Genomic DNA, 19,659 nt, shown 5'->3' on the forward strand with positions numbered 1-19,659 from the left:
AAACTGCTGCTGAACAGATCTCTCATCTATCCAGCAGCAGTTTTTTATTTTCTATGAATTTTTATCACGCAGTTCCATCTGCGCCTTTGCTTTTCGCGCCACTTTATCAGCTGTCTTCATGGTACTTCCCCGCACAATCATTCCATTTCCAAAACGCTTGCGGATATCATCCACCACTCCGTCCACTTTTTTCTGTTTCTCATGGTTCTCTGTATTTTCAAAAAGAGACATCTGTCGGAAATCATCTGAAGTCAGATCTGTCAGTGCCACGCCAATCAGGCGCAGCGGCTGGCACTGCCAGCATTCATACAGCAAATTTTTTACCTGTACGAAAATTTCCTCCGTTACATCCGTAGGATTTCCCAGTTTTTTCTGATGAGACCTGGTTCTGAAATCCAGCATCCGATAAGTGACCGATACACAGCTGCATTTCTTACCGTCTTTCCGCATTCTGGCTGCTACCACATCGCACTGTGCCAGTAGCAGGGAAAATGCCTGCTCATAGGTCACAATATCTTCTTCCGTCGTTGTCTCCGCACTGTATCCTTTTGCTTCTTCCCGTTCTCCCCGCACCGGAGAATCATCTCTGCCGTTGGCGTACTCATATAACTGATGTCCCGTCTTTTCTCCCAGCAGCCGCTGAATCTCCGTTTCCGGATAACGTGCCATCTCTCCTATGGTCTTAATCCCCGCCTTTATCAGCTTCTGTTCCGATGCTTTTCCGAGAAACAGAAGATCCCTCACCGGAAGCGGCCACATTTTGGTTGGAATTTCCGCTGGAAACAGCGTATGGACTTTATCTGGTTTCTCAAAATCTGATGCCATCTTTGCCAAAAGCTTGTTGGTTCCAATTCCGATATTGACGGTAAAGCCCAGTTCCTCCCGGATTCGGTCCTTGATTTCACAGGCCAGCTTCACAGGATCCGGATAAATTTTCTGTGTGCCACTCATATCAAGAAAAACTTCATCGATGGAGAAAGACTCCATAACCGGCGCATAGGATGCGCATATTTTTTTAAATGCCCGGGAACAAGTTTCAAACAACGCAAAATCCCCCGGGACACATACCAGTTCCGGACATTTTCGAAGTGCCATAGATACGGGTTCCCCTGTGGTAACTCCGTATTTTTTCGCAGGAATGGATTTTGCCACCACAATTCCCCTGCGGGATTTCGGATCTCCGCCAATGCAGGAAGGAATCTCCCGAAGATCCGGCAGGCCCTCCTTCACACGTCTTGCCGCCTCCCAGGACAGAAAAGCACTATTTACATCTACGTGAAAAATCAGTCGTTCCATTGCTTTATGATTTTAAAATCAGTTCCACCGGGCAATGGTCACTGCCCAGTTGCTCGGAAAGAATTTTGCTGTCTTCGATTCTTTCTTCCATTCCCTCAGATACTAAAAAATAGTCAATCCGCCAGCCTGCGTTCCGCTCTCTTGCCTTAAAGCGGTAAGACCACCAGCTGTAGGCATCTTTCAGATCCGGATAGAGATAGCGGAAAGAATCCACAAAACCGGATGCCAGAAGCTCCCTCATTTTATCCCGTTCCTGATCGGAAAATCCTGCATTTCCACGATTACTCTTGGGGTTTTTCAGATCGATCTCTTCCTTTGCCACGTTCATGTCACCGGTAATGATGACCGGCTTCTTTTCTTTCAGGCCACCCACGTAGGCGCGGAAATCATCTTCCCATTCCATCCGGTAGTCAATTCTCTTTAATCCGTCCTGGGCATTGGGAACATAGACACACACCAGATAATAATCCGGATACTCTACTGTAATGGCACGTCCTTCCGTGTTATGCCTGTCTTCAAATCCAAGGTCATAGGAGACACTTACCGGCTTTTCTTTTGTAAGCACTGCTGTTCCGGAATATCCTTTTTTCACTGCACTGTTCCAGTAGATCTCATAGCCCGGAAACTCAAACTCTGCCTGATGCGGCTGCATCTTGGTTTCCTGCAGGCACAGCACATCCGGCTGTTCCCTCTCTAAAAACTCCCGAAAACCTTTTTCCATACAGGCACGCAGGCCATTTACATTCCAGGAATATAATTTTGTCATCGCTGTTCTCCCCCTGTCCACTTTTCTCTGCTGATTTCCATCTCATGAAAGTTCCAGTCCTCTCCCATCAGATGATACACTTCATATTTTCCGGTTGCAGTAAGTCCCAGTCTCTCATAGCACCGCCTTGCCGCCGGATTATTTTCAAAGACACCCAGTGATACCCGATCCACTTTCAGAATTCCAAATGCATAGTCAAGTGCCTGTGCCAGCATCCGGTAACCATACCCTTTTCCACGGACTGCAGAATCCACGATAATACAGCCAAATTTCAGGTCTTTCATCTCCTCATCGAGGAACTGCATGATGAGATGCCCCTTTACTTCTGTTCCATCCAGCATCGTCATCTGAAAATAGCGGGGATTCTGTTCAAACTGGTTGTAAAAAGCATTCATATCCTCTGCTGTAATCGGATAGTGATCATATCTTCCAGCACACCATTTCCAGAATCCGGCTTCATTGGTAAGCCATCCCACAATCGTGGCCGCATCACATTTCTTATATGGACGTAATCGTACCATGGATATTCTTCCTCTCCTGATATAAAAAACGCAGGGAACTTCCTTTTGTAGAAGCCGCCCTGCGTCTTTATCAATCTTATTTTTACAGCAAGCAAAACGATAAGCCGGGTTATGTCGTTGGACAATCATCTATCTAGACGTACCGTTACCGGCACGTTCAAGCAACCTACCTGAAGCTGGCGGGCCACCATATGCTTCTGCTTGGTCTTGCTTCGGATGGGGTTTACATGTGCCCCGCCTGTTACCAGTCGGGCGGTAGTCTCTTACACTGCCTTTCCACCCTTACCAGCTCCTTTCGGTGCTGGCGGTATATCTCTGTTGCACTGGCCTTGGAGTCACCTCCACCGGACGTTATCCGGCATCCTGCCCTGTGAAGCCCGGACTTTCCTCACCTGATAAAATCAGCCGCGATTGTCTGTCTTACTTGCCGTATGTTCTATTGTAGCGTAATTTTAAACGATTGTCTATGGGGAATTGTAATTTTGTCAACACTCCAAAGTCCCAGTGGCAGATGAACGGGAAATTCCGCAATCTTACTATGGCCGGTTTTGAAGTGCCAGTTGTTATGTGCTGTCCCAGAGATTGGGCAGATAGATCATAACTATTTCCTGATACCCAATAACAGGCTCTTTTTCCGTAAAATCTTCCAGATTTCAAATGCTGTAATCCCATATTGGGCAGATAGAAAGTATCTCCTCTTTTCTGCCAAAATCTGCTTTATTTTGTGGGCATTTTCAATATCAATATTTCCATCTGCCCAAATTTCATTTTTTATTCTTCACAGATCATGATTTTTTTCTATTTTTACTGATATTTGGCTATAATTTATCTTTAATCAGCCATATGCCCAAACTACTCAATACACAGACAATTAGTCAAATAAAAGTGATTTTTCTTTCACAGGCCGTCACTTTCCTCAGCTGGGTGTCTGCTGTTTTTTCTCAGGCCACAGGATTGCCAGCGCCATTCCGCAGGCACCCCAGCCGAGAACCCACAGCCATTTGTAAAATCCATAAATATGAAATCCGATCCCCCAAATGCGAGAAGTAAAGCTGAACATCAAAGATTCATCTTCGCTGAGATTTTTTGCTGCCTCTTTATATAGCCACCGTGCATATTCATACCGTATGCAGTCTACGGTAACAGCAGCTATCCAAAGGATGATTGCCGCAGTCAGAATCCAGAACACAACCTTTGTCCATTGTTGATCCGCGATTGTTTTTCCACATGCACGCCAGGCTAATGCCATAAGCTGAGTGCCAATTATAATAAACGCCAATGGACATGCTGCCAGAATCAACCAGTACACCCAAACTGGAACCATAAATGTATCCTTTGCTATTTCATTTCCATATTTAATGAGATAGGAAGATACCATCATGATCAGTCCTGCAATTACAAGCCATGCAATTCTTTTTAAAATCTCTTTTCTCCAGATCTGATCCACTGACTGGTTTTTCTTCTCACCGTAGATCAGTGTATTGGGATCTGTTTCCAGTGCCTCTGCCAGCATCTGAAGCATCTCAATATCCGGATTGGAATGTCCTGTCTCATAATTAGAAATCGTATTTCGCGTCACACTTAATTTCTGCGCCAGCTGCTCCTGAGTATACCCTTTTTCTGCCCGCGCTTTTTTGATATTTTTCCCGATCCGACTCATATGCCACTCCCCTTCCCTCTTCTGGTAGCTTTATCATACCTTGTTGGCGGAAAGTTGTCACGCCAAGAATCTTTACCTAAGCAAATTCTTGAATATTTTCTTTTTAAATGCATCCTCGTTCTGTTTCATTTTCTCTACAAAATCAGTATAATCTTTTACATTCTCTGGGATCTGCAAACCACATTTTACTATAAAAATATCATCTCTCGGAGTAACATTTTTTTCGTAAGTCATTCCACGATTCATTCTTAGTTGTATTGCATCCATATCATCAACTTCTGGATACAAATAATACCCTTGTTTTGCATCGAATCTAAACATATATGCCAAAACCTGTAAATAGTCCTTATTTTTAATATTATTTGTAGGTTTATATTTTGCGTCTGCAATAATCCGATATTCATTGTTTTTCCCAATAAAGTCTGGATAAATCAATCCATTCTTATGTTCAAATAAATATTGTGCTCCATCTCTGACTTTATTTTGGGGATGATAAAATTCATCATGAAGAAGCATATTCATATATTCTTCCCAAAGCCATGCAGCATCAAACAAGATTCCATAAACATTACTTGTCCCATTTCCATACTGATGTTTCTCATTCCGTAAGATTAAAATACACAATTGCTGTAGTGCACGATATTCATGATAATAAGCATGTCTTATTGTCCGCTTACGGTTTTCATTAATAATCTTCCCCCTATCACCAACTCTATAATTTGGAGTAGCTTTAACCACTTGTTGCACTTCTTCTTTTACAGAATTTAAAATCGTTCTACCAAATGATTTACTTTTTATGAATTCAACTGTATGACGTATCAGTTCTACTAAATAATTGTCATATGTATATTCTCGCTGAGAGTATGCAACATTACCAACAAAAGGCGTATTCTCTCTAATATGCCTATCAACATTAATTATACCTCTTGCATTGTTGTCATTATACTGCTTACAAATATACGACCTAAAAATCCCCTTTCTCATAGCCTCCTGCAAATATCTTGGAAACAAAATCAAAAGCAGATTAAATAATTTATCATTTTGATTCGCATTTGTTTCAAGATTAATATAGTTTGGAAAATTTAATACTTTTTCCAATAAATATTGACAAAAATAATCATTTTCACCTTTACTAAATCTTGACTCTATTACAATTTGTTGTTTACCAACTCCCAGAAACCCAATTACATTTCCTGAAATGTACATGTCATTAAAACTTTGCAATATCATCTGATCTTTTGTTAAATCTTCCGAGTTTTTGATAAGCTCCGGAAAGACAAATATTCCTTTTCTTTCCATTTGCTCCAATGTTTTATCTACAATGCAATTAACCACCGCCTGCACTTCACCAAATTCACTTTTAGATCTATACTGATTATCTTTCATTTTGAGTTGTTTCATCTGAATCACCCTCATCTGAAATTTTATATCCATATGCTCTTGCAAATTTCTTCATGTAATCATCTTCTTCATTCAGTCCGCGTACATAGTCCTGTAACAATGGCTGCAAATAATCTGTCCATAACTCATCAAATCCCAATACTTTAAGTTTTAAAAAGTAAGATGCTCCCACTTGATAATTCTCATTCAAGTCTGGGACCTTAATAATTTCTTCATTAAGGCTGTCCATTCTTTTAATTGCATCTGCCATAAGTTCTTCATTTTCCAAAGATTCCAACATATCCTGTGTATCTACTGCTCTAATTTCTACAAATCGAAATCTTCTTCTCATTGCAAAATCAAAACTATCAACTGATCGATCAATATCATTCATTGTACCTATAATATATACATTTTCCGGTATATAAAATTTTTCATTTGGATCACTATGCAGATTGGAATACTGCGTCATAACCTCCCCGATTTTTCCTCTATATCCTGGATCAATAGCAAAAAACAGTTCACCCAATATTTTTGATATTTCTCCTCGATTAATTTCATCAATAATGAAAACATATTTTTTCTGCGCTTCTGGAGAAACTGCCATTGCATGCTTTTCAGTCTTCCGTAATTTAATTGCTTTATAAATTGCAAAATCATATGAATACGCCTGAGTAGCAAATTGTTTTCCGAAAAAATTTGTAATGTCATTGACCTTTTCAAAAACCACATCCGATTCCAACATCTTCTGCAATTCTTCAATATTCAAATTCAGTTTATCAATCGTTGCATTTCCCGGAATTGATATGCTAACATGTTTATCATCAACATTGACAATGATAAATTCATTCCCTGTAACCGTCTTAAATGTATCTACTCCTAAATTTATGCTCTCGAAAAAGTCTGTCATCGCAGCTTTTGCAGAAACTTCCTGTTCTACTAATTCTTTTGACTTTTTTGAATCTTCTAAATTCTTTCTTGCTCTATCTGCAAATCTTTTAAATACTCCATCCTGTAATTCAAATCCCATGGAACCGTCATTATTCATTTTAGGACGAAGACCTTCTACAAAATCAGAATAGTCATAGCTTGGATGAAACTGAACAAATTCAACTTGCCTTTTTTGTTCCTCTGAAAGATCTGTATATTTATTCGTATATCCATTACTGATAATATCTGCTGCAATTTCTTTAGCAAGATATGATTTTCCAGTTCCTGGCGCTCCTCTAAAAATAATATTTTTTGATTCCAACAAAATTTTGGAATATGGATTTTTACACCCTTCTGCAGATTTCTTTTCTTCTTCAACAACCATAGCTTCATTTATAGCCTGATTTTTTTCTTGTTCTGTTTTATCACGATATATAAGGACAAATTTATCATTTTCATTTCCGAATCGTTTCAAACATTCCTGTGCAAAAAGAAGTGTAGAAAATATGTTCCAACAATACATGACGAACTGCGGACCACTTTCTCTTTTATATGTTAAATGTTCCATTGAATTTCTATACTTTAAAAATTCTTCTACTGTCAAAAATATTCCACATATGGTTTCATTTTCAGGTGTATATTTACATATAGGGAACTTTTCTCTATCCCATTCAGAAAGATCCATAATTTGTTTTTCAAATATCTGAAATGCTAGCCTGGGAAGTGTTTGATTCGTATTTCTTCTTTCACCCTTATTATAGTTTCTATGTATGATCTCTCCATCCGCTTTAACAAAATATGCCTCAATGGGTTTGTAATTATCGCCCAAGTACAAATCATTTATGGTAAACCTTCCATCCGTAGACACTATTTCCTTTGCTGTAATTGTAAGTTCATATTTTTCCTGTTTTAATTCGATATTATAACCTCTAGTCTCAAAATAATTCTTTGCTTCTACTGCATTAAAATTATTTGTTATAATGCCACTTCCATTTGCTAAATGATTTGCAACCGCAATTACATATTTAGGTGGATACTTCTTTCCATCTTCCATCACAAGCAGATACTGTGTACTTTTATTTTTATCAGGAACACCATGTTCATCAATATATTTGATTGCATCTGCAATGTTCTGATCATTTATTTTCGGTATTGCCATATTAGGATCCTCCTCATATTTTCGCTATTTTACTCCCACATTATTGTAACATCATTCTATATTTTATTCCATGTAATCAAAAAAGCTGTTGGATTTTTCCAACAGCTCTTCTCAATTTGGGTTGTCTACCATTCTTTTATCAGAATTTCACTTTCTCCACCGTCGTATTCAGCACATACTGTTCCTTAATCCCTTTGAACGCTACCATGTGGGCAGTTTTCAGATGTTCCTGCTGTTTGGTTTCCGACTCCCATCTTTCCACCAAAAGAATCCTATCCGCATCTGCGCTGTCAAAATAATACTGATAACTGATGCATCCATCTTCTTTCCTAATTTTCCCCAGAATTCCGGCTTCCGTCACTGTATTTACAAGGTTTTCCCGTTCTCCCGGTTTCACTTCATACGTTACCAACAGCAGAATTTTTTCTTCCATTCTAATTTTCTTCTTTCGGTTCTTTTACCAATTTTTCTGCCGCCAGTGCCAGCACTGCGAACATAACGATTGCAGCAGTCACATCCACTGCGGAATGCTGTTTGGTAAACATGGTGGACAGTACAATCAATAATGCCAGCACCCGGCCAACCCATATTCCCCACGCGGGAACCAGCTTTTTCTGCATTTCCAGTGTGTACTGCAGCACCAATGTCACATAGACATGCATGCTTGGAAATACACTTTTCGGCGTATCCGCGGTCTGTACAAACTTCAGCAGATTTCCACTCAAGGTATGAAGATCATAGACAATGCTCTCGCGAAAATCAAGTCCTGTAGGCCACACATAGGAGATAAACAGGAAAATATTCATCCCCGTGGTCAGAACCAGAACCGCTTTTTTAAATTGTCTATCATCCAGATTTTTAATTGCCAATGCTGCACACACCACGATGTACGGAAACCAGCTCACATATGGATAAATAAAGATTGCCATATTAGGAATTCTGTCATCCAGCGCACAATGGATCAGATGCACATCCTTCGGCGGTACGATCTCCAGAAATCCAAATAATCCCATGTAAATAACAAACCAAACCGCAATCGGAATGAGATGTCGTTTTTTGATTAGTTCTTTCATTATTATGTAATCACTTTCTATAATCATACAGGGAGAGCGGATGCTCCTACGAGCCCAATCCGCTCTCCCCCTGTATTTTATACCGGGAAGAAACTTCCCCCGATAAATTCTCGTAATATGGAATTTCCCGGAATCAGGTTACTGTCAATTCCCTGGAAATAGTTGAGGAATTTGAGCAGCCGTTTTGCTTCCAGATATTCCGGGTCTTCCGGTCGGATGCCGAAAAGCAGCGGTTCTGCATACTGTTTTAATACTGCCAGTTCATAGATCAGTGCGGAATTGAATACTACATCCGCAGATTCCTGATAGGGGAAGATGTTCTCATCTTCGCCGCGGCGGACGGAAGGCCACATGGAAATAGTCTTCTGCGCACTTGCCCCGCGGGTTCTGGCGTCCCGCACCATACGACGGATCAGACGGCCGTCCGTGGTCGGAATCCGGTTGTGTTCATCAATATTCATCTGTGTCAAAGCGCTCACGTAGATCTTGAACTTATTTTCTGCCGGAAGGGAATAGGAAAGGGCATCATTAAGACAGTGAATACCTTCGATGACCAGCACATCTTCCGGACCAAGCTTCAGGCTGTTCCCCTTATATTCCTTCATACCGGTAACAAAATTAAATGTCGGCATGAACACTTTCTCTCCCCGAAGGAGGGCGCTCATCTGCTGATTGAACAGTTCAATGTCCATGGCTTCCAGACATTCGAAATTATATTGTCCGTTCTCATCCTTCGGCGTATCCACCCGCTCCACAAAATAATTATCCACCGCGATCGGATGCGGTTTTAATCCATGGGCCATAAGCTGAATGGAAAGTCTGTGGGAAAATGTGGTCTTACCGGAGGAAGAAGGTCCGGCAATCATAATCAGCTTTTTATCCGGTCTGGACGCGATCTCCGCCGCAATATCTCCCAGACCTTTTTCCATAATTGCTTCCTGCGCCAGAATGATATTTCCTACATTTCCTTCCGAAATCTGTTCATTCAGCGCACCTACGGTTCCCACATTCAAAATTTCTCCCCATTTTGTTGAGTTCTTTAATGTCTGGAATACTTTCGGCTGCTCACGGAAAGGTCCAAATGTCTCCGGCGTCTTTCGCGGAGGAAACTCCAGCACAAATCCCTCATCATAGGGTATCAGTTTGAAATATTTCAAATACCCGGTACTGGGTACCATATATCCATAATAATAGTCTTCAAAGCCATCCAGAAGATAGACATTGACACTGGAGCTTCTGCGAAAACGGAACAGTCTTGCTTTATCAGTCATTCCATGTCTGGTGAAATGTTCAATGGCTTCTTCCACCGGAATGCTGCGTTTCTCAATGGGCAGATTCTGACTCACCAGCTCTTTCATCCGGTTCTCGATCCTTGCTAAAGTCTCCTCATTGACCGGCATCTTTCTGCTGCTTACATAATAGCCTTCACCGGCAGAAAACTCCACTTTCATGCCGCGGACAGCATCCATGCCTTCCACATCATAAATTGCTTTCAAAAGCAGCAGCGTTGCGCTTCTTCTGTATGTATTATATCCATCGATCTGTCCTGTTGTCAGAAATGTAACAGCTGCTCCGTCCTTTACTTTCCGGAACAGCTCCCGCATTTTATTATTTTCCAGTACCAGTACAATATCATGATCATATTTCTTCTGAAAATTTTTCGCCAACTCCAGGTAGGTGGTTCCATCCTTTATATTTAAAGTCTGTCCTTCTACGGTAATCTGTCTCATATACGGCACACCCCTCTCCGTCTTATATGACTTACTTCATGTCTTCAGATCACTGCAAACGGATACTTCACCGGCACACAGTCCATATGCACACCCGTCAGCACTTTCTCAAGGTAAGCTTTCACATCTTCCATAAATACGTGTTCCATTCCATAATGGCCCGCATCAATAATGCAGAGTCCCTGATCCACCGCATCAATTCCTGTGTGATGGTCAATATCTCCTGTAATATACACATCACAGCCAAACTGCAGTGCATTGTGCATGGTACTCTTTCCTGCACCTGGGCAGAGCGCCGCCAGATGCACCTTCTGATCCAGATTTCCAAAAATCTTCACATTGGGAATATCATAGGCACGTTTCACCAGTTCTGCGCATTCCCGCAAAGTCATTTCTTCCGGAAGGACGCCGACCCGGCCAATGCCTTCGCCATCCTTTACTTCTTCCAGAACCGTGCATTCCTGCAGGTTCAATAACCGGGCAGTCAGGTCTGCCATACCTCTCGTATCATAATTTGTATGCATGGCATAGTAGGAAATATCACTTCTGATCAGACTTAAAAGCCGTCTTCCCACCATATCTTCATCCGTTACCCTTTTAATCGCCCCGAAAATCATGGGATGATGGGTAATGAGCATATCATAAGCACCTTCTGCCGCCTGCTCTACCACTTCATCCGTGGCATCCAGTGCCAGCAGAATTTTCTTTACCTCTTTATCCCGGCGTCCTGCCAGCAGTCCCACATTATCCCAGTCACAGGCATATTCTTTTCCATATTCCTGCTCCAGAAGCGTTATAATCTCACTGCATTTCATATTCTTTCATCTCCTGTCCACATCCGGCTGGAATTCTGTTTAACATATCCACCATCCGGCTTCTTTTATCCAGAAGTTCCACATAGCGATCGGATTTTTCCTGACCGTTATCCACAAGAGTTTTTAAAATCACGTCTGTTTTCCCCTGCTCTGCACGAAGATATGCACTCCATACACCGATGGAACGCTGCAAAGCGGGATTTCCATATTCCAGTTCCCCTTTTGCCGGAAGCTTCATGGAACCATGCTCAACACGCATCATAGGATAATATTTTCCCTCATCCAGTACAATATCTTCATCCGTGATTTTATAGCCATGTTCACAGAGCCATTCCCTCACCAGCCAGATCTCGGACTGGGGCTGAAGAATCAGCTCTTTTACCGATGTAAGGCAATGAGCGCCGCCTTCCAGGATATGCACCGTCAGCGCTCCTCCCATTCCGGCAATGAGTACTGTATCTGCCTCTCCTTCTTTCAGAGCTGTCATTCCGTCAGAAAGTCGTGTGGTAATCCTGTCTTCCAGATGCTGTTCCCTGATATGTAACGCAGCGCGCTCCAGCGGTCCTTTATTAATATCCATGGCAATGGCACGCGAAACTTTCCCTGTCTGTACCAGAGCAATCGGAATATATCCATGATCCGTTCCCACATCTGCCAGTGAGCTGCCCTCCGTAACCATAGAGGCCAGCCTGTCCATTCTCTTTGATAACTGCATAGATCACTCTTACTCCAGGAAATCCTTCAGCTTGCGGCTGCGGCTCGGATGACGAAGCTTTCTTAATGCTTTTGCCTCGATCTGGCGGATACGCTCACGGGTAACATTGAATTCCTTACCAACCTCTTCCAGTGTACGCGCACGGCCGTCGTCCAGTCCAAAACGAAGACGGAGCACTTTCTGCTCTCTCTCTGTCAAAGTACCAAGTACCTCTACCAGCTGCTCTTTTAACAGGGTAAATGCGGCTGCCTCTGCAGGTACCGGCACGTTATCATCCTGAATGAAGTCTCCTAAGTGGCTGTCTTCCTCCTCACCAATCGGGGTTTCCAGAGATACCGGCTCCTGGGAAATCTTCAGAATCTCACGCACACGCTCTACCGGCATGTTCATCTCTGCTGCGATCTCCTCCGGCTGCGGCTCTCTTCCAAGCTCCTGCAAAAGCTGACGGGATACACGGATCAGCTTGTTGATGGTCTCTACCATATGCACCGGAATACGAATAGTTCTCGCCTGATCTGCAATGGCTCTGGTGATAGCCTGACGGATCCACCAGGTTGCATAGGTACTGAACTTATAGCCCTTGCGGTAATCGAATTTTTCAACTGCTTTAATAAGACCTAAGTTGCCTTCCTGAATCAGATCCAGGAACAGCATACCGCGGCCTACATAACGTTTTGCTATACTGACTACCAGACGAAGGTTAGCCTCTGCCAGACGTTTCTTGGCATCTTCATCCCCTTCTTCCATTCTCTTTGCCAGTTCAATCTCTTCCTCTGCGCTTAACAGAGGAACTTTACCGATCTCTTTTAAGTACATACGAACCGGATCCTCGATGCTGACACCATCCGGAACAGACAGATCAATCTGCTCCATATCTACTTCATCCTCATCACTTAAGATGATGTTACTATCATCATCATCGTCAGTAATCCGAAGCACATCTACATTGTTATGCTCAAGAAATTCCAGAATCTTATCAAACTGCTCTGCATCCAGCTCCATGTCGCTGAAAAAGTCGCTGATTTCCTGATACTCCAGCACATTTTTCTTCTTTTTTGCCAGTGCCAGTAGCTCTTTCATCTTCTCACTGAATTTTGCTACATTTTCGTCCATATTGGTTCTTCCTTCCATAATTGTTCATATTTTATCCTTAATCCAAAGAAATATGCAATTTCTCTATATCCCGGCGTCTGCGAATCAATTTCTGCAGAGCATCCATATCACCGGGATCCAGATGTTCTGTCTGCCAGGCAATACTGTTCTGCTTGACTCTCCGGATCGTCTCCTGCAGCGCTTTTTCTTCCGCTTCTCTTCCCGAAAGATCCGGGATCGTGTCATTACACATGGCGGCAACTTTCTGCTGCTCTTCCTCTTCCGTAAAATACTGGAACAGAGACGGCGGATTTAAGCGTCCTTCCTTCAGCTGTTCTGTCAGAAGCTCTGCTACCTTTCTGCACAGCGGGTCGGTAAATTCCTCCGGTTCCACGTATTTTGCAATACTGCGGAATATCTTTTCTCCCGAACACATCCAGGTAATCAGAAGTTTCTGGGATTTCAGGCCGCCCTCTTCCGGCCGCTTTCTTCCCGGCGGAGGTGCCGGTGATGCAACTTTTGTCATTCCTCCCAGCTGCTCTCCGGTCTGGCTGACCATCCGCTGCAGCTGTTCATATGTCAGATGATAACGGGAAGCCACGGCTTCCGTATAATTATTCCGTTCAATTCCTGGTTCAAACTCCAGCAGCTTCTTCGCCACTTCCCGGAAAAATGCAGTCTTGCTTTCAGGCTCCCGGAAATCATATTTTCTCTGCAGCACCCGAAGTTCGAAGAAAAAGCTGCTCTCAGCCTCATCAATTCGCTTCTGGAACGCTTCTGATCCCAGTGCCTTGATAAATTCATCCGGATCTTTATAAGGTTCCATATTGATGACCTTCGCTCGGATTCCCGCATCTTTCAGGATCGGAATAGCCCTCAGAGCTGCCTTAATGCCTGCCTCATCGCTGTCATAGGTCAGAAGCACTTCATCGGTATACCGTTTCAGGATCGTTGACTGCTGCTGCGTAAATGCAGTCCCAAGCGATGCCACTGCCTGATTAAAACCAGCCTGGTGCATGGCGATCACGTCCATATAACCCTCACACAGAATGATGTTAGGCTTCCGGCTTGTCCTTGCCAGATGAAGCCCGTAGAGATTCCGGCTCTTGTCAAATACTCTTGTCTCCGGAGAGTTCAGATATTTAGGTTTTCCATCCCCCATGACGCGCCCGCCGAATCCGATAACTTTTCCACGGCTGTCCATAATCGGAAACATGACACGATTCCAGAATTTATCGTACATACCATGTTTTTCATCCACCTGCATAAGACCGGATTCTTTCAGCAGAGCATCGGAATAACCTTTGTTCTTCAGATATCTGTAAAGCTCATGTCCCGTCTTCCCGGAATATCCGAGACCAAACTTCTGAAGCGTCTCCATGGATAACTGTCTTCCCAGCAGATAGTCAAGTCCCAGCTTTCCTTCCGGTTTCCGCAGCAGGTAATAATAGTAGCTGGCTGCTACCTTATTAACCTCCAGAATCCGGCTTTTTAAGTCCTCCTGTTCCCGCTCTTCCCTGGATACATTTCTCTCCGGCAGTTCAATTCCTGCCCGGTCCGCCAGCACCTTCAGTGCTTCCGGAAAGGTCAGGTTCTCATAATCCATTACAAATTTGAATACATCTCCGCCTGCTCCACAGCTGAAGCAGCGGTACATCTGTCTTGGCTGGTTCACCGACATGGATGGACTGTGATCATTATGGAAAGGACACACACCTACATAATTACTTCCCTTCCTCTGCAGTCTCACATAACTGTTGATCACATCCACAATATCGCTTCTGGATCGTATTTCCTCCACCAGCTCCTGTGAATAAAAACTCATCTTTAATACCTCCAGGCAACCGGAACGAAAAATTCCTGGAATTTTGCAATTGCATACTGATCTGTCATTCCTGATATGTAATCACAGACGCTTCGTTCCTGCGTCTCGCCGGACTGCCACATCCGTTCAATATACTCTGTGGACAACAACTCCGGATGTTCCATATAGTATTGAAACAGTTCTCTCAGAATATTCTCTGCCTTCTGTTCCTCTCCTTTGGCTCTGGGATTCGTGTATACATTTTCAAACATATACTTCCGCATCCCTCGAAAGGCAAATTCCACATCTTCCGACATCTGAATATCCGGTTTATCCTTGCTCTGATTTACAATATCATGAATCAGTGTATTCAGTCTCTCTCTGGTCGAATGCCCCAGAATATCCGTGTAGGTATCCGGAAGATCTTCTTCCCTGATAATTCCCGCGCGGATACTGTCATCCACATCATGATTGATATAGGCAATCTTGTCCGCATAGCGAACCACTTTTCCCTCCAATGTGGAAGGGTTCCCGGATAGCTGATGATTCAGGATACCGTCCCTGACTTCCCATGTCAGATTCAGTCCCCTGCCTCCTTTTTCCAGCTTCTCCACAATTCGAACACTCTGTTTCTGATGGGCAAAACCTTCACTGAAAATCTTATTCAGTGCCCGCTCCCCGGCATGACCGAAAGGCGTATGTCCCAGATCATGTCCAAGTGCGATGGCCTCTGTCAAATCTTCATTCAACCTCAGCGCACGGGAAATCGTCCGTGCCGTCTGTGACACTTCCAGTGTATGCGTCAGACGCGTACGATAATGATCCCCCTGAGGTGTAAGGAATACCTGCGTCTTATGCTTCAGTCTCCGGAACGATTTACAGTGCAGGATGCGGTCGCGATCCCTCTGGTACACCGGCCTGATATCACACTCGGGTTCTTCCCTGTCACGGCCTCTGGAATCACAGCTGCAGGATGCATACGGACTTAAGTATGTTTTTTCCCATAGCTCCGTACTTTCACGAATAGTCATACTGATCCCTCCTTCGACAAAAGCGGTTAAAAAGTATCCTCTATATATAAATTACTGCGTTGAGCCCAAAAATCCTTCTTTTTTTTAAACTTTTTTTATTTTTTCCAAATTTTAATAAAAACCGGCCACAATCGGTCCCACAATCACGGTCAGGATACCGGTTACGGCGATGGCAAGGCTGCTCATGGCTGCCTGAATCTCTCCCAGCTCCAATGCCTTGCTGGTACCGATGGCATGGGAAGCTGTTCCCAGCGCCAGCCCCTGTGCGACCGGATCTTCAATATGGAAAATCTTAAATACGGTCGTTGCAATCACAGCGCCCAAAATTCCCGTGATAAATACTGCCATAACTGTTACTGCGGCAATGCCACCCAGCTCTTCGCTCATTCCCAGGGCAATTGCAGTGGTAATGGACTTCGGAACCAGAGATGCATAGATACTGGTATCCAATGCAAACAGCCTGGACATGGCAAAAATCATAATGGCACATGCCACGGTTCCGGAAATGATACTGATCAGGATTGCTCCTGCATATTCTTTCAGAAGTTTCATCTGCCGATACAGCGGGACTGCCAGACAGACGGTGGATGGTGTCAGAAAATAATTAATGTATTTTACGCCAGTTTCATAAGACGCATACTGAGTTCCCGTCAGTTTTAAAAATACAATGATAAAAATAATGGTTAAAAGAAGCGGATTGCACAGGGTGCTTTTCGCTTTTTTTGCAATCTGTGATGAAATCCAGTAACCAAAAAGGGTAATAAAAAATCCAAAATAAGCAGAACTCTGCACTACACTATTCATTGATCTCTTCCTCCAGTCTCTCTTCTTCCAGTCTTCTCTTTTTAATCACCAGGAACTGTGCGATCAGTCCAGTCAGTATCATGACAAAAACCATGCTGACTATGGAAATTATGACAATTCCAAGAAGAGAATCTTTCATCAATCCGAAGGATTCCATCAGTGCTACTCCGGGGCCTACGAATACCAGCGGCATGGCTGCCAGCATAAAATCTGCGGTCTCCTGAATCTGATTCAATCTGATCACTTTCGTGCAGAGACAGATCAGCAAGATTACCATTCCATAGACGCTGGCCGGTACCGGGAGCGGCAGCAATGTGTTCAAAAGTTCTCCGGCAAAGGAGATTCCGCCAATAATCATCACCTGATATGCATATTTCATAATCTGTCTGCCGGACCTTTCACTTTTGTCCGGCAATTCCTCCTGTCTTTTATGCTCTATTTTATCTTTGGATAATTTTTTCTGCCTACCATATATTTTCTCATGTAGGCAAATGTCTTTTCCTCTCCCTTTTTGTCCAGCATTTTTAAGATATACTCCAGAAGCGCCCTGGTTTCCGGATGAATCATATAGCCATCTTTTCCCATCTCATAATATTTGAGTGGTGAATGCTGTGTGTATGCTGTCCCCTCATAGACTTTCGATGCTGCAATTCTGTCCATAATCATCTCATTGACATACTTTAACGGCATCTTCATTCCGGTCATCCCCTTGACCGGTCCTGTACTGTAATCAATCCAGTACTCATAATGATGCTTGTTTCTTCCTTTGTGGTGAAGCCACGCTGCGGAATAGCCCTTATCTTCTCTCTCCGCATTGTTCGGACTTCGATATCCCTGATAATACTTCACGCCCTGCCAGAATTCTGACGGGGAATATTTGGAAAGATCATGGGTGAGTCCCTGCCAGTACATGCCCACCTTAAAACAATGTCTGGCAACCATAATCTTATGTTCCGTAATCGTGTGGAAATGTCTCCATATATTAATCAGCTGCATCTTTTCTACCTGCCATAATCATAATTGTCCGCGGGGCCACTTTTACAGTCTTTTCCCCTGCCAGCTCCGGCTTCCTGCCTTCCGGGAAAAAGCACTGTCCCTCGCATCCGGTATCTGCAATGACTTTCCAGAATTTTCCTGATGGAAGTGTCGGCAAAGCCAGTTCCTGTGATGTCGTGTGCATATTGCAGACTACATACAATGTCTCGCCTCCGGTATGGCATCCGGCATAAAGAATTCCCACATGTCTGCTCCCGCCTTCAAAATCACCATACCAAGCTTTTCTTCCATGATAAGAAAGATCCGGCATACCCTTCGCTCCCGTATCGTGCATCGTATATGCCCTATTTCTTCCAAAAGCAGGATGTGTCTTTCGAAACTCTATTGCATCTTTTGTAAAATTCTGCAGGTTCTTTCCACTTTTTGTTTTCGGCCACTGGATCCAGGAAAGTTCATTGTCCTGGCAGTAGACATTATTATTTCCCTGCTGGGAATTCTCCATCTCATCCCCACCATAGACAGCAGGAACTCCCTGGGAAAGCAGCACCAGCAGAAGCGCGTTCCGAAGCTGCCTTTCCCTGAGCTTCTTCAGCTTCCGCGCCGCAGTCTGACCTTCTTCCCCATAATTGTAGCTGCAGTTATAATCACTGCCATCCCGGTTGTCCTCACCGTTAGCTTCATTATGTTTGCTCTCATAAGACACTGAATCCATCAGCGTAAAGCCATTGTGTCCTGCCGCATAATTGACCGGAATCACCTGCTCCGGATTCTGACGCATTTTTTCCATCAGCTCCTGCAGCGCTCCTTCGTCCCCTTTCAGGAACCGACGCAGCTTCATCATGAAATCATCATTGCATTCCATCAGATGACGAAATCCCGGCTGATCTTCTTGGTCATAAATATGTCCGGTATCAAAATATTCGCTTAAGATCTTCGTCTTCGCCAGAAGCGGGTCTGACGCCAGAAGCGTGGTAAATACGGTGTCACTGTTAATCTGGACACCATCAATATGGTATTCCTTCACCCAATGGCGGATACAATCCAGTACAAGTCCCGGTCTGATTCCTTCCGGAAAGTAAAATTCCAGAATCAGTTCGATGCCATTTTTATGCAGTTCCCGCACCAACATTTTCAATTCTTTCACCGGATCCCCGGATGCGCTGTAAGATGCTTTCGGTGCAAAATAATATGCTTTTCCATATCCCCAGTAATTGATCCTCTCACCCATGCCTTTACGGACCGGCATATGCTTTTTCGCCGCATGTTCTTCTCTGATCTCGGCAAATTCATATACTGGCATCAACAAAAGCTGTGTAATACCCAGTTTTTTCAGGTAGGGAATCTTTTCCCGGATGCCAGCAAAGGTTCCCGGATGACGGACACCGGAACTTGGATCCATAGTAAATCCCCGGACATGGGTTTTGTACAGCACACACTGTTCCACCGGCAATGCCAGAGGATGATCCCCTGCCCACGAAAAAGATTCAAACCGGGTCTGACAGCGAAGCTTTTCTTCTTCCACCGCTTTTCCCCAGATCTCTCTTCCCCGTATGAATGCCGCATAGGGATCCTGTACGACTTTTCTGTCTATCTTATAGTTGTATTCATATTCCTGCACCGGCAGACCTTCCAGCCCCATGGCACAGATCTCTCCGAATCTCATATCATCTGTGAAACCCAATTCCAGTTCCGGCTCGTCCATACCTTTCCGGTACAATAGCAGACTGCAGTCTTTTCCGTCCTGCACTGCCACCGCAAAATTAAGTTCTCTTCCTGCCCTGGTAACCCCAAGCTTTTCCGGGTTTCCGGGCCTGATGCGATCCTTCCACATGTTCTTATCCTGTCCTCTCAGCAATCGCCATTTTACCCAATTATAAGTATTATACC

18 protein-coding genes and 1 other RNA gene are annotated in these 19,659 nt (G+C 43.6%); all 19 read right to left on the minus strand.

Annotation, left to right across the window (positions count from 1 at the left end):
• Positions 1–51: 51 nt before the first annotated feature.
• Positions 52–1,296, minus strand: coding sequence for a DNA polymerase Y family protein (locus tag LKD36_RS00165; RefSeq protein WP_308458212.1), 1,245 nt, complete (start codon positions 1,294–1,296; stop codon positions 52–54).
• A gap of 4 nt (positions 1,297–1,300) precedes the next feature.
• Positions 1,301–2,062, minus strand: a complete 762-nt coding sequence (locus LKD36_RS00170; RefSeq protein ID WP_118769168.1) for an exodeoxyribonuclease III — start codon at positions 2,060–2,062, stop codon at positions 1,301–1,303.
• A complete protein-coding gene (locus tag LKD36_RS00175; protein ID WP_308458213.1) occupies positions 2,059–2,583 on the minus strand; it encodes a GNAT family N-acetyltransferase in 525 nt (174 codons plus the stop codon). The genes LKD36_RS00170 and LKD36_RS00175 overlap by 4 nt, the downstream gene beginning before the upstream one ends.
• Positions 2,584–2,667: 84 nt before the next feature.
• Positions 2,668–3,010: RNase P RNA component class A (gene rnpB, locus LKD36_RS00180), an RNA gene on the minus strand.
• Between the two features lie 489 nt (positions 3,011–3,499).
• On the minus strand, positions 3,500–4,243 hold the full coding sequence (locus tag LKD36_RS00185; protein WP_308458214.1) for a helix-turn-helix domain-containing protein: 744 nt from the start codon (positions 4,241–4,243) through the stop codon (positions 3,500–3,502).
• A 72-nt stretch (positions 4,244–4,315) separates the two neighbouring features.
• Positions 4,316–5,644, minus strand: coding sequence for a 5-methylcytosine restriction system specificity protein McrC (locus LKD36_RS00190; RefSeq protein ID WP_308458215.1), 1,329 nt, complete (start codon positions 5,642–5,644; stop codon positions 4,316–4,318).
• The gene (locus LKD36_RS00195; RefSeq protein ID WP_118769164.1) at positions 5,619–7,712 is read right to left on the minus strand and encodes an McrB family protein; all 2,094 of its coding nucleotides are present in this window, start codon (positions 7,710–7,712) and stop codon (positions 5,619–5,621) included. Before LKD36_RS00195 ends, LKD36_RS00190 begins: the two co-directional genes overlap by 26 nt.
• Before the next feature lie 139 nt (positions 7,713–7,851).
• Positions 7,852–8,145 (minus strand): putative quinol monooxygenase, encoded by a 294-nt coding sequence (locus tag LKD36_RS00200; protein WP_118769163.1) that lies wholly within the window; start codon positions 8,143–8,145, stop codon positions 7,852–7,854.
• A 1-nt stretch (position 8,146) separates the two neighbouring features.
• Complete coding sequence (locus tag LKD36_RS00205) at positions 8,147–8,785, minus strand: phosphatase PAP2 family protein (RefSeq protein WP_308458216.1); 639 nt, start codon at positions 8,783–8,785, stop codon at positions 8,147–8,149.
• Positions 8,786–8,862: 77 nt separating this feature from the next.
• On the minus strand, positions 8,863–10,515 hold the full coding sequence (locus tag LKD36_RS00210; RefSeq protein WP_308458218.1) for a nucleoside kinase: 1,653 nt from the start codon (positions 10,513–10,515) through the stop codon (positions 8,863–8,865).
• A gap of 44 nt (positions 10,516–10,559) precedes the next feature.
• Positions 10,560–11,330, minus strand: coding sequence for a Nif3-like dinuclear metal center hexameric protein (locus LKD36_RS00215; RefSeq protein ID WP_308458219.1), 771 nt, complete (start codon positions 11,328–11,330; stop codon positions 10,560–10,562).
• Positions 11,317–12,045 carry a class I SAM-dependent methyltransferase gene (locus tag LKD36_RS00220; protein WP_308458220.1) on the minus strand — a complete coding sequence of 243 codons (729 nt, stop codon included), beginning with the start codon at positions 12,043–12,045 and terminating at the stop codon, positions 11,317–11,319. Before LKD36_RS00220 ends, LKD36_RS00215 begins: the two co-directional genes overlap by 14 nt.
• 9 nt (positions 12,046–12,054) lie before the next feature.
• Positions 12,055–13,158 carry an RNA polymerase sigma factor RpoD gene (gene rpoD / locus LKD36_RS00225; protein ID WP_118769158.1) on the minus strand — a complete coding sequence of 368 codons (1,104 nt, stop codon included), beginning with the start codon at positions 13,156–13,158 and terminating at the stop codon, positions 12,055–12,057.
• Between the two features lie 37 nt (positions 13,159–13,195).
• Positions 13,196–14,962: a DNA primase gene (gene dnaG / locus LKD36_RS00230; RefSeq protein ID WP_118769157.1), complete on the minus strand. Its 1,767-nt coding sequence runs from the start codon at positions 14,960–14,962 to the stop codon at positions 13,196–13,198.
• A gap of 2 nt (positions 14,963–14,964) precedes the next feature.
• Positions 14,965–15,972 (minus strand): deoxyguanosinetriphosphate triphosphohydrolase, encoded by a 1,008-nt coding sequence (locus LKD36_RS00235; protein WP_118769156.1) that lies wholly within the window; start codon positions 15,970–15,972, stop codon positions 14,965–14,967.
• Between the two features lie 111 nt (positions 15,973–16,083).
• Complete coding sequence (locus LKD36_RS00240; RefSeq protein ID WP_308458221.1) at positions 16,084–16,776, minus strand: LrgB family protein; 693 nt, start codon at positions 16,774–16,776, stop codon at positions 16,084–16,086.
• Positions 16,769–17,155 (minus strand): CidA/LrgA family protein, encoded by a 387-nt coding sequence (locus LKD36_RS00245; RefSeq protein WP_118769619.1) that lies wholly within the window; start codon positions 17,153–17,155, stop codon positions 16,769–16,771. Before LKD36_RS00245 ends, LKD36_RS00240 begins: the two co-directional genes overlap by 8 nt.
• Positions 17,156–17,211: 56 nt before the next feature.
• The gene (locus LKD36_RS00250) at positions 17,212–17,772 is read right to left on the minus strand and encodes a DUF5662 family protein (protein WP_118769154.1); all 561 of its coding nucleotides are present in this window, start codon (positions 17,770–17,772) and stop codon (positions 17,212–17,214) included.
• Positions 17,759–19,603, minus strand: coding sequence for an alpha-amylase family glycosyl hydrolase (locus LKD36_RS00255; RefSeq protein ID WP_308458222.1), 1,845 nt, complete (start codon positions 19,601–19,603; stop codon positions 17,759–17,761). Before LKD36_RS00255 ends, LKD36_RS00250 begins: the two co-directional genes overlap by 14 nt.
• Positions 19,604–19,659 lie beyond the last annotated feature (56 nt).

The sequence above is a fragment of the Hominiventricola filiformis genome (assembly GCF_020686965.1).
GTDB classification, from domain to species: domain Bacteria; phylum Bacillota; class Clostridia; order Lachnospirales; family Lachnospiraceae; genus Hominiventricola; species Hominiventricola filiformis.

Excerpts from the sequence above, each read along its gene's own strand:
- LKD36_RS00165 (WP_308458212.1), bottom strand. The coding sequence starts at position 1,296 with ATGGAACGACTGATTTTTCACGTAGATGTAAATAGTGCTTTTCTGTCC.
- LKD36_RS00170 (WP_118769168.1), bottom strand. The coding sequence starts at position 2,062 with ATGACAAAATTATATTCCTGGAATGTAAATGGCCTGCGTGCCTGTATG.
- LKD36_RS00175 (WP_308458213.1), bottom strand. The coding sequence starts at position 2,583 with ATGGTACGATTACGTCCATATAAGAAATGTGATGCGGCCACGATTGTG.
- LKD36_RS00185 (WP_308458214.1), bottom strand. The coding sequence starts at position 4,243 with ATGAGTCGGATCGGGAAAAATATCAAAAAAGCGCGGGCAGAAAAAGGG.
- LKD36_RS00190 (WP_308458215.1), bottom strand. The coding sequence starts at position 5,644 with ATGAAACAACTCAAAATGAAAGATAATCAGTATAGATCTAAAAGTGAA.
- LKD36_RS00195 (WP_118769164.1), bottom strand. The coding sequence starts at position 7,712 with ATGGCAATACCGAAAATAAATGATCAGAACATTGCAGATGCAATCAAA.
- LKD36_RS00200 (WP_118769163.1), bottom strand. The coding sequence starts at position 8,145 with ATGGAAGAAAAAATTCTGCTGTTGGTAACGTATGAAGTGAAACCGGGA.
- LKD36_RS00205 (WP_308458216.1), bottom strand. The coding sequence starts at position 8,785 with ATGAAAGAACTAATCAAAAAACGACATCTCATTCCGATTGCGGTTTGG.
- LKD36_RS00210 (WP_308458218.1), bottom strand. The coding sequence starts at position 10,515 with ATGAGACAGATTACCGTAGAAGGACAGACTTTAAATATAAAGGATGGA.
- LKD36_RS00215 (WP_308458219.1), bottom strand. The coding sequence starts at position 11,330 with ATGAAATGCAGTGAGATTATAACGCTTCTGGAGCAGGAATATGGAAAA.
- LKD36_RS00220 (WP_308458220.1), bottom strand. The coding sequence starts at position 12,045 with ATGCAGTTATCAAAGAGAATGGACAGGCTGGCCTCTATGGTTACGGAG.
- rpoD (WP_118769158.1), bottom strand. The coding sequence starts at position 13,158 with ATGGACGAAAATGTAGCAAAATTCAGTGAGAAGATGAAAGAGCTACTG.
- dnaG (WP_118769157.1), bottom strand. The coding sequence starts at position 14,962 with ATGAGTTTTTATTCACAGGAGCTGGTGGAGGAAATACGATCCAGAAGC.
- LKD36_RS00235 (WP_118769156.1), bottom strand. The coding sequence starts at position 15,972 with ATGACTATTCGTGAAAGTACGGAGCTATGGGAAAAAACATACTTAAGT.
- LKD36_RS00240 (WP_308458221.1), bottom strand. The coding sequence starts at position 16,776 with ATGAATAGTGTAGTGCAGAGTTCTGCTTATTTTGGATTTTTTATTACC.
- LKD36_RS00245 (WP_118769619.1), bottom strand. The coding sequence starts at position 17,155 with ATGAAATATGCATATCAGGTGATGATTATTGGCGGAATCTCCTTTGCC.
- LKD36_RS00250 (WP_118769154.1), bottom strand. The coding sequence starts at position 17,772 with ATGCAGCTGATTAATATATGGAGACATTTCCACACGATTACGGAACAT.
- LKD36_RS00255 (WP_308458222.1), bottom strand. The coding sequence starts at position 19,603 with ATGTGGAAGGATCGCATCAGGCCCGGAAACCCGGAAAAGCTTGGGGTT.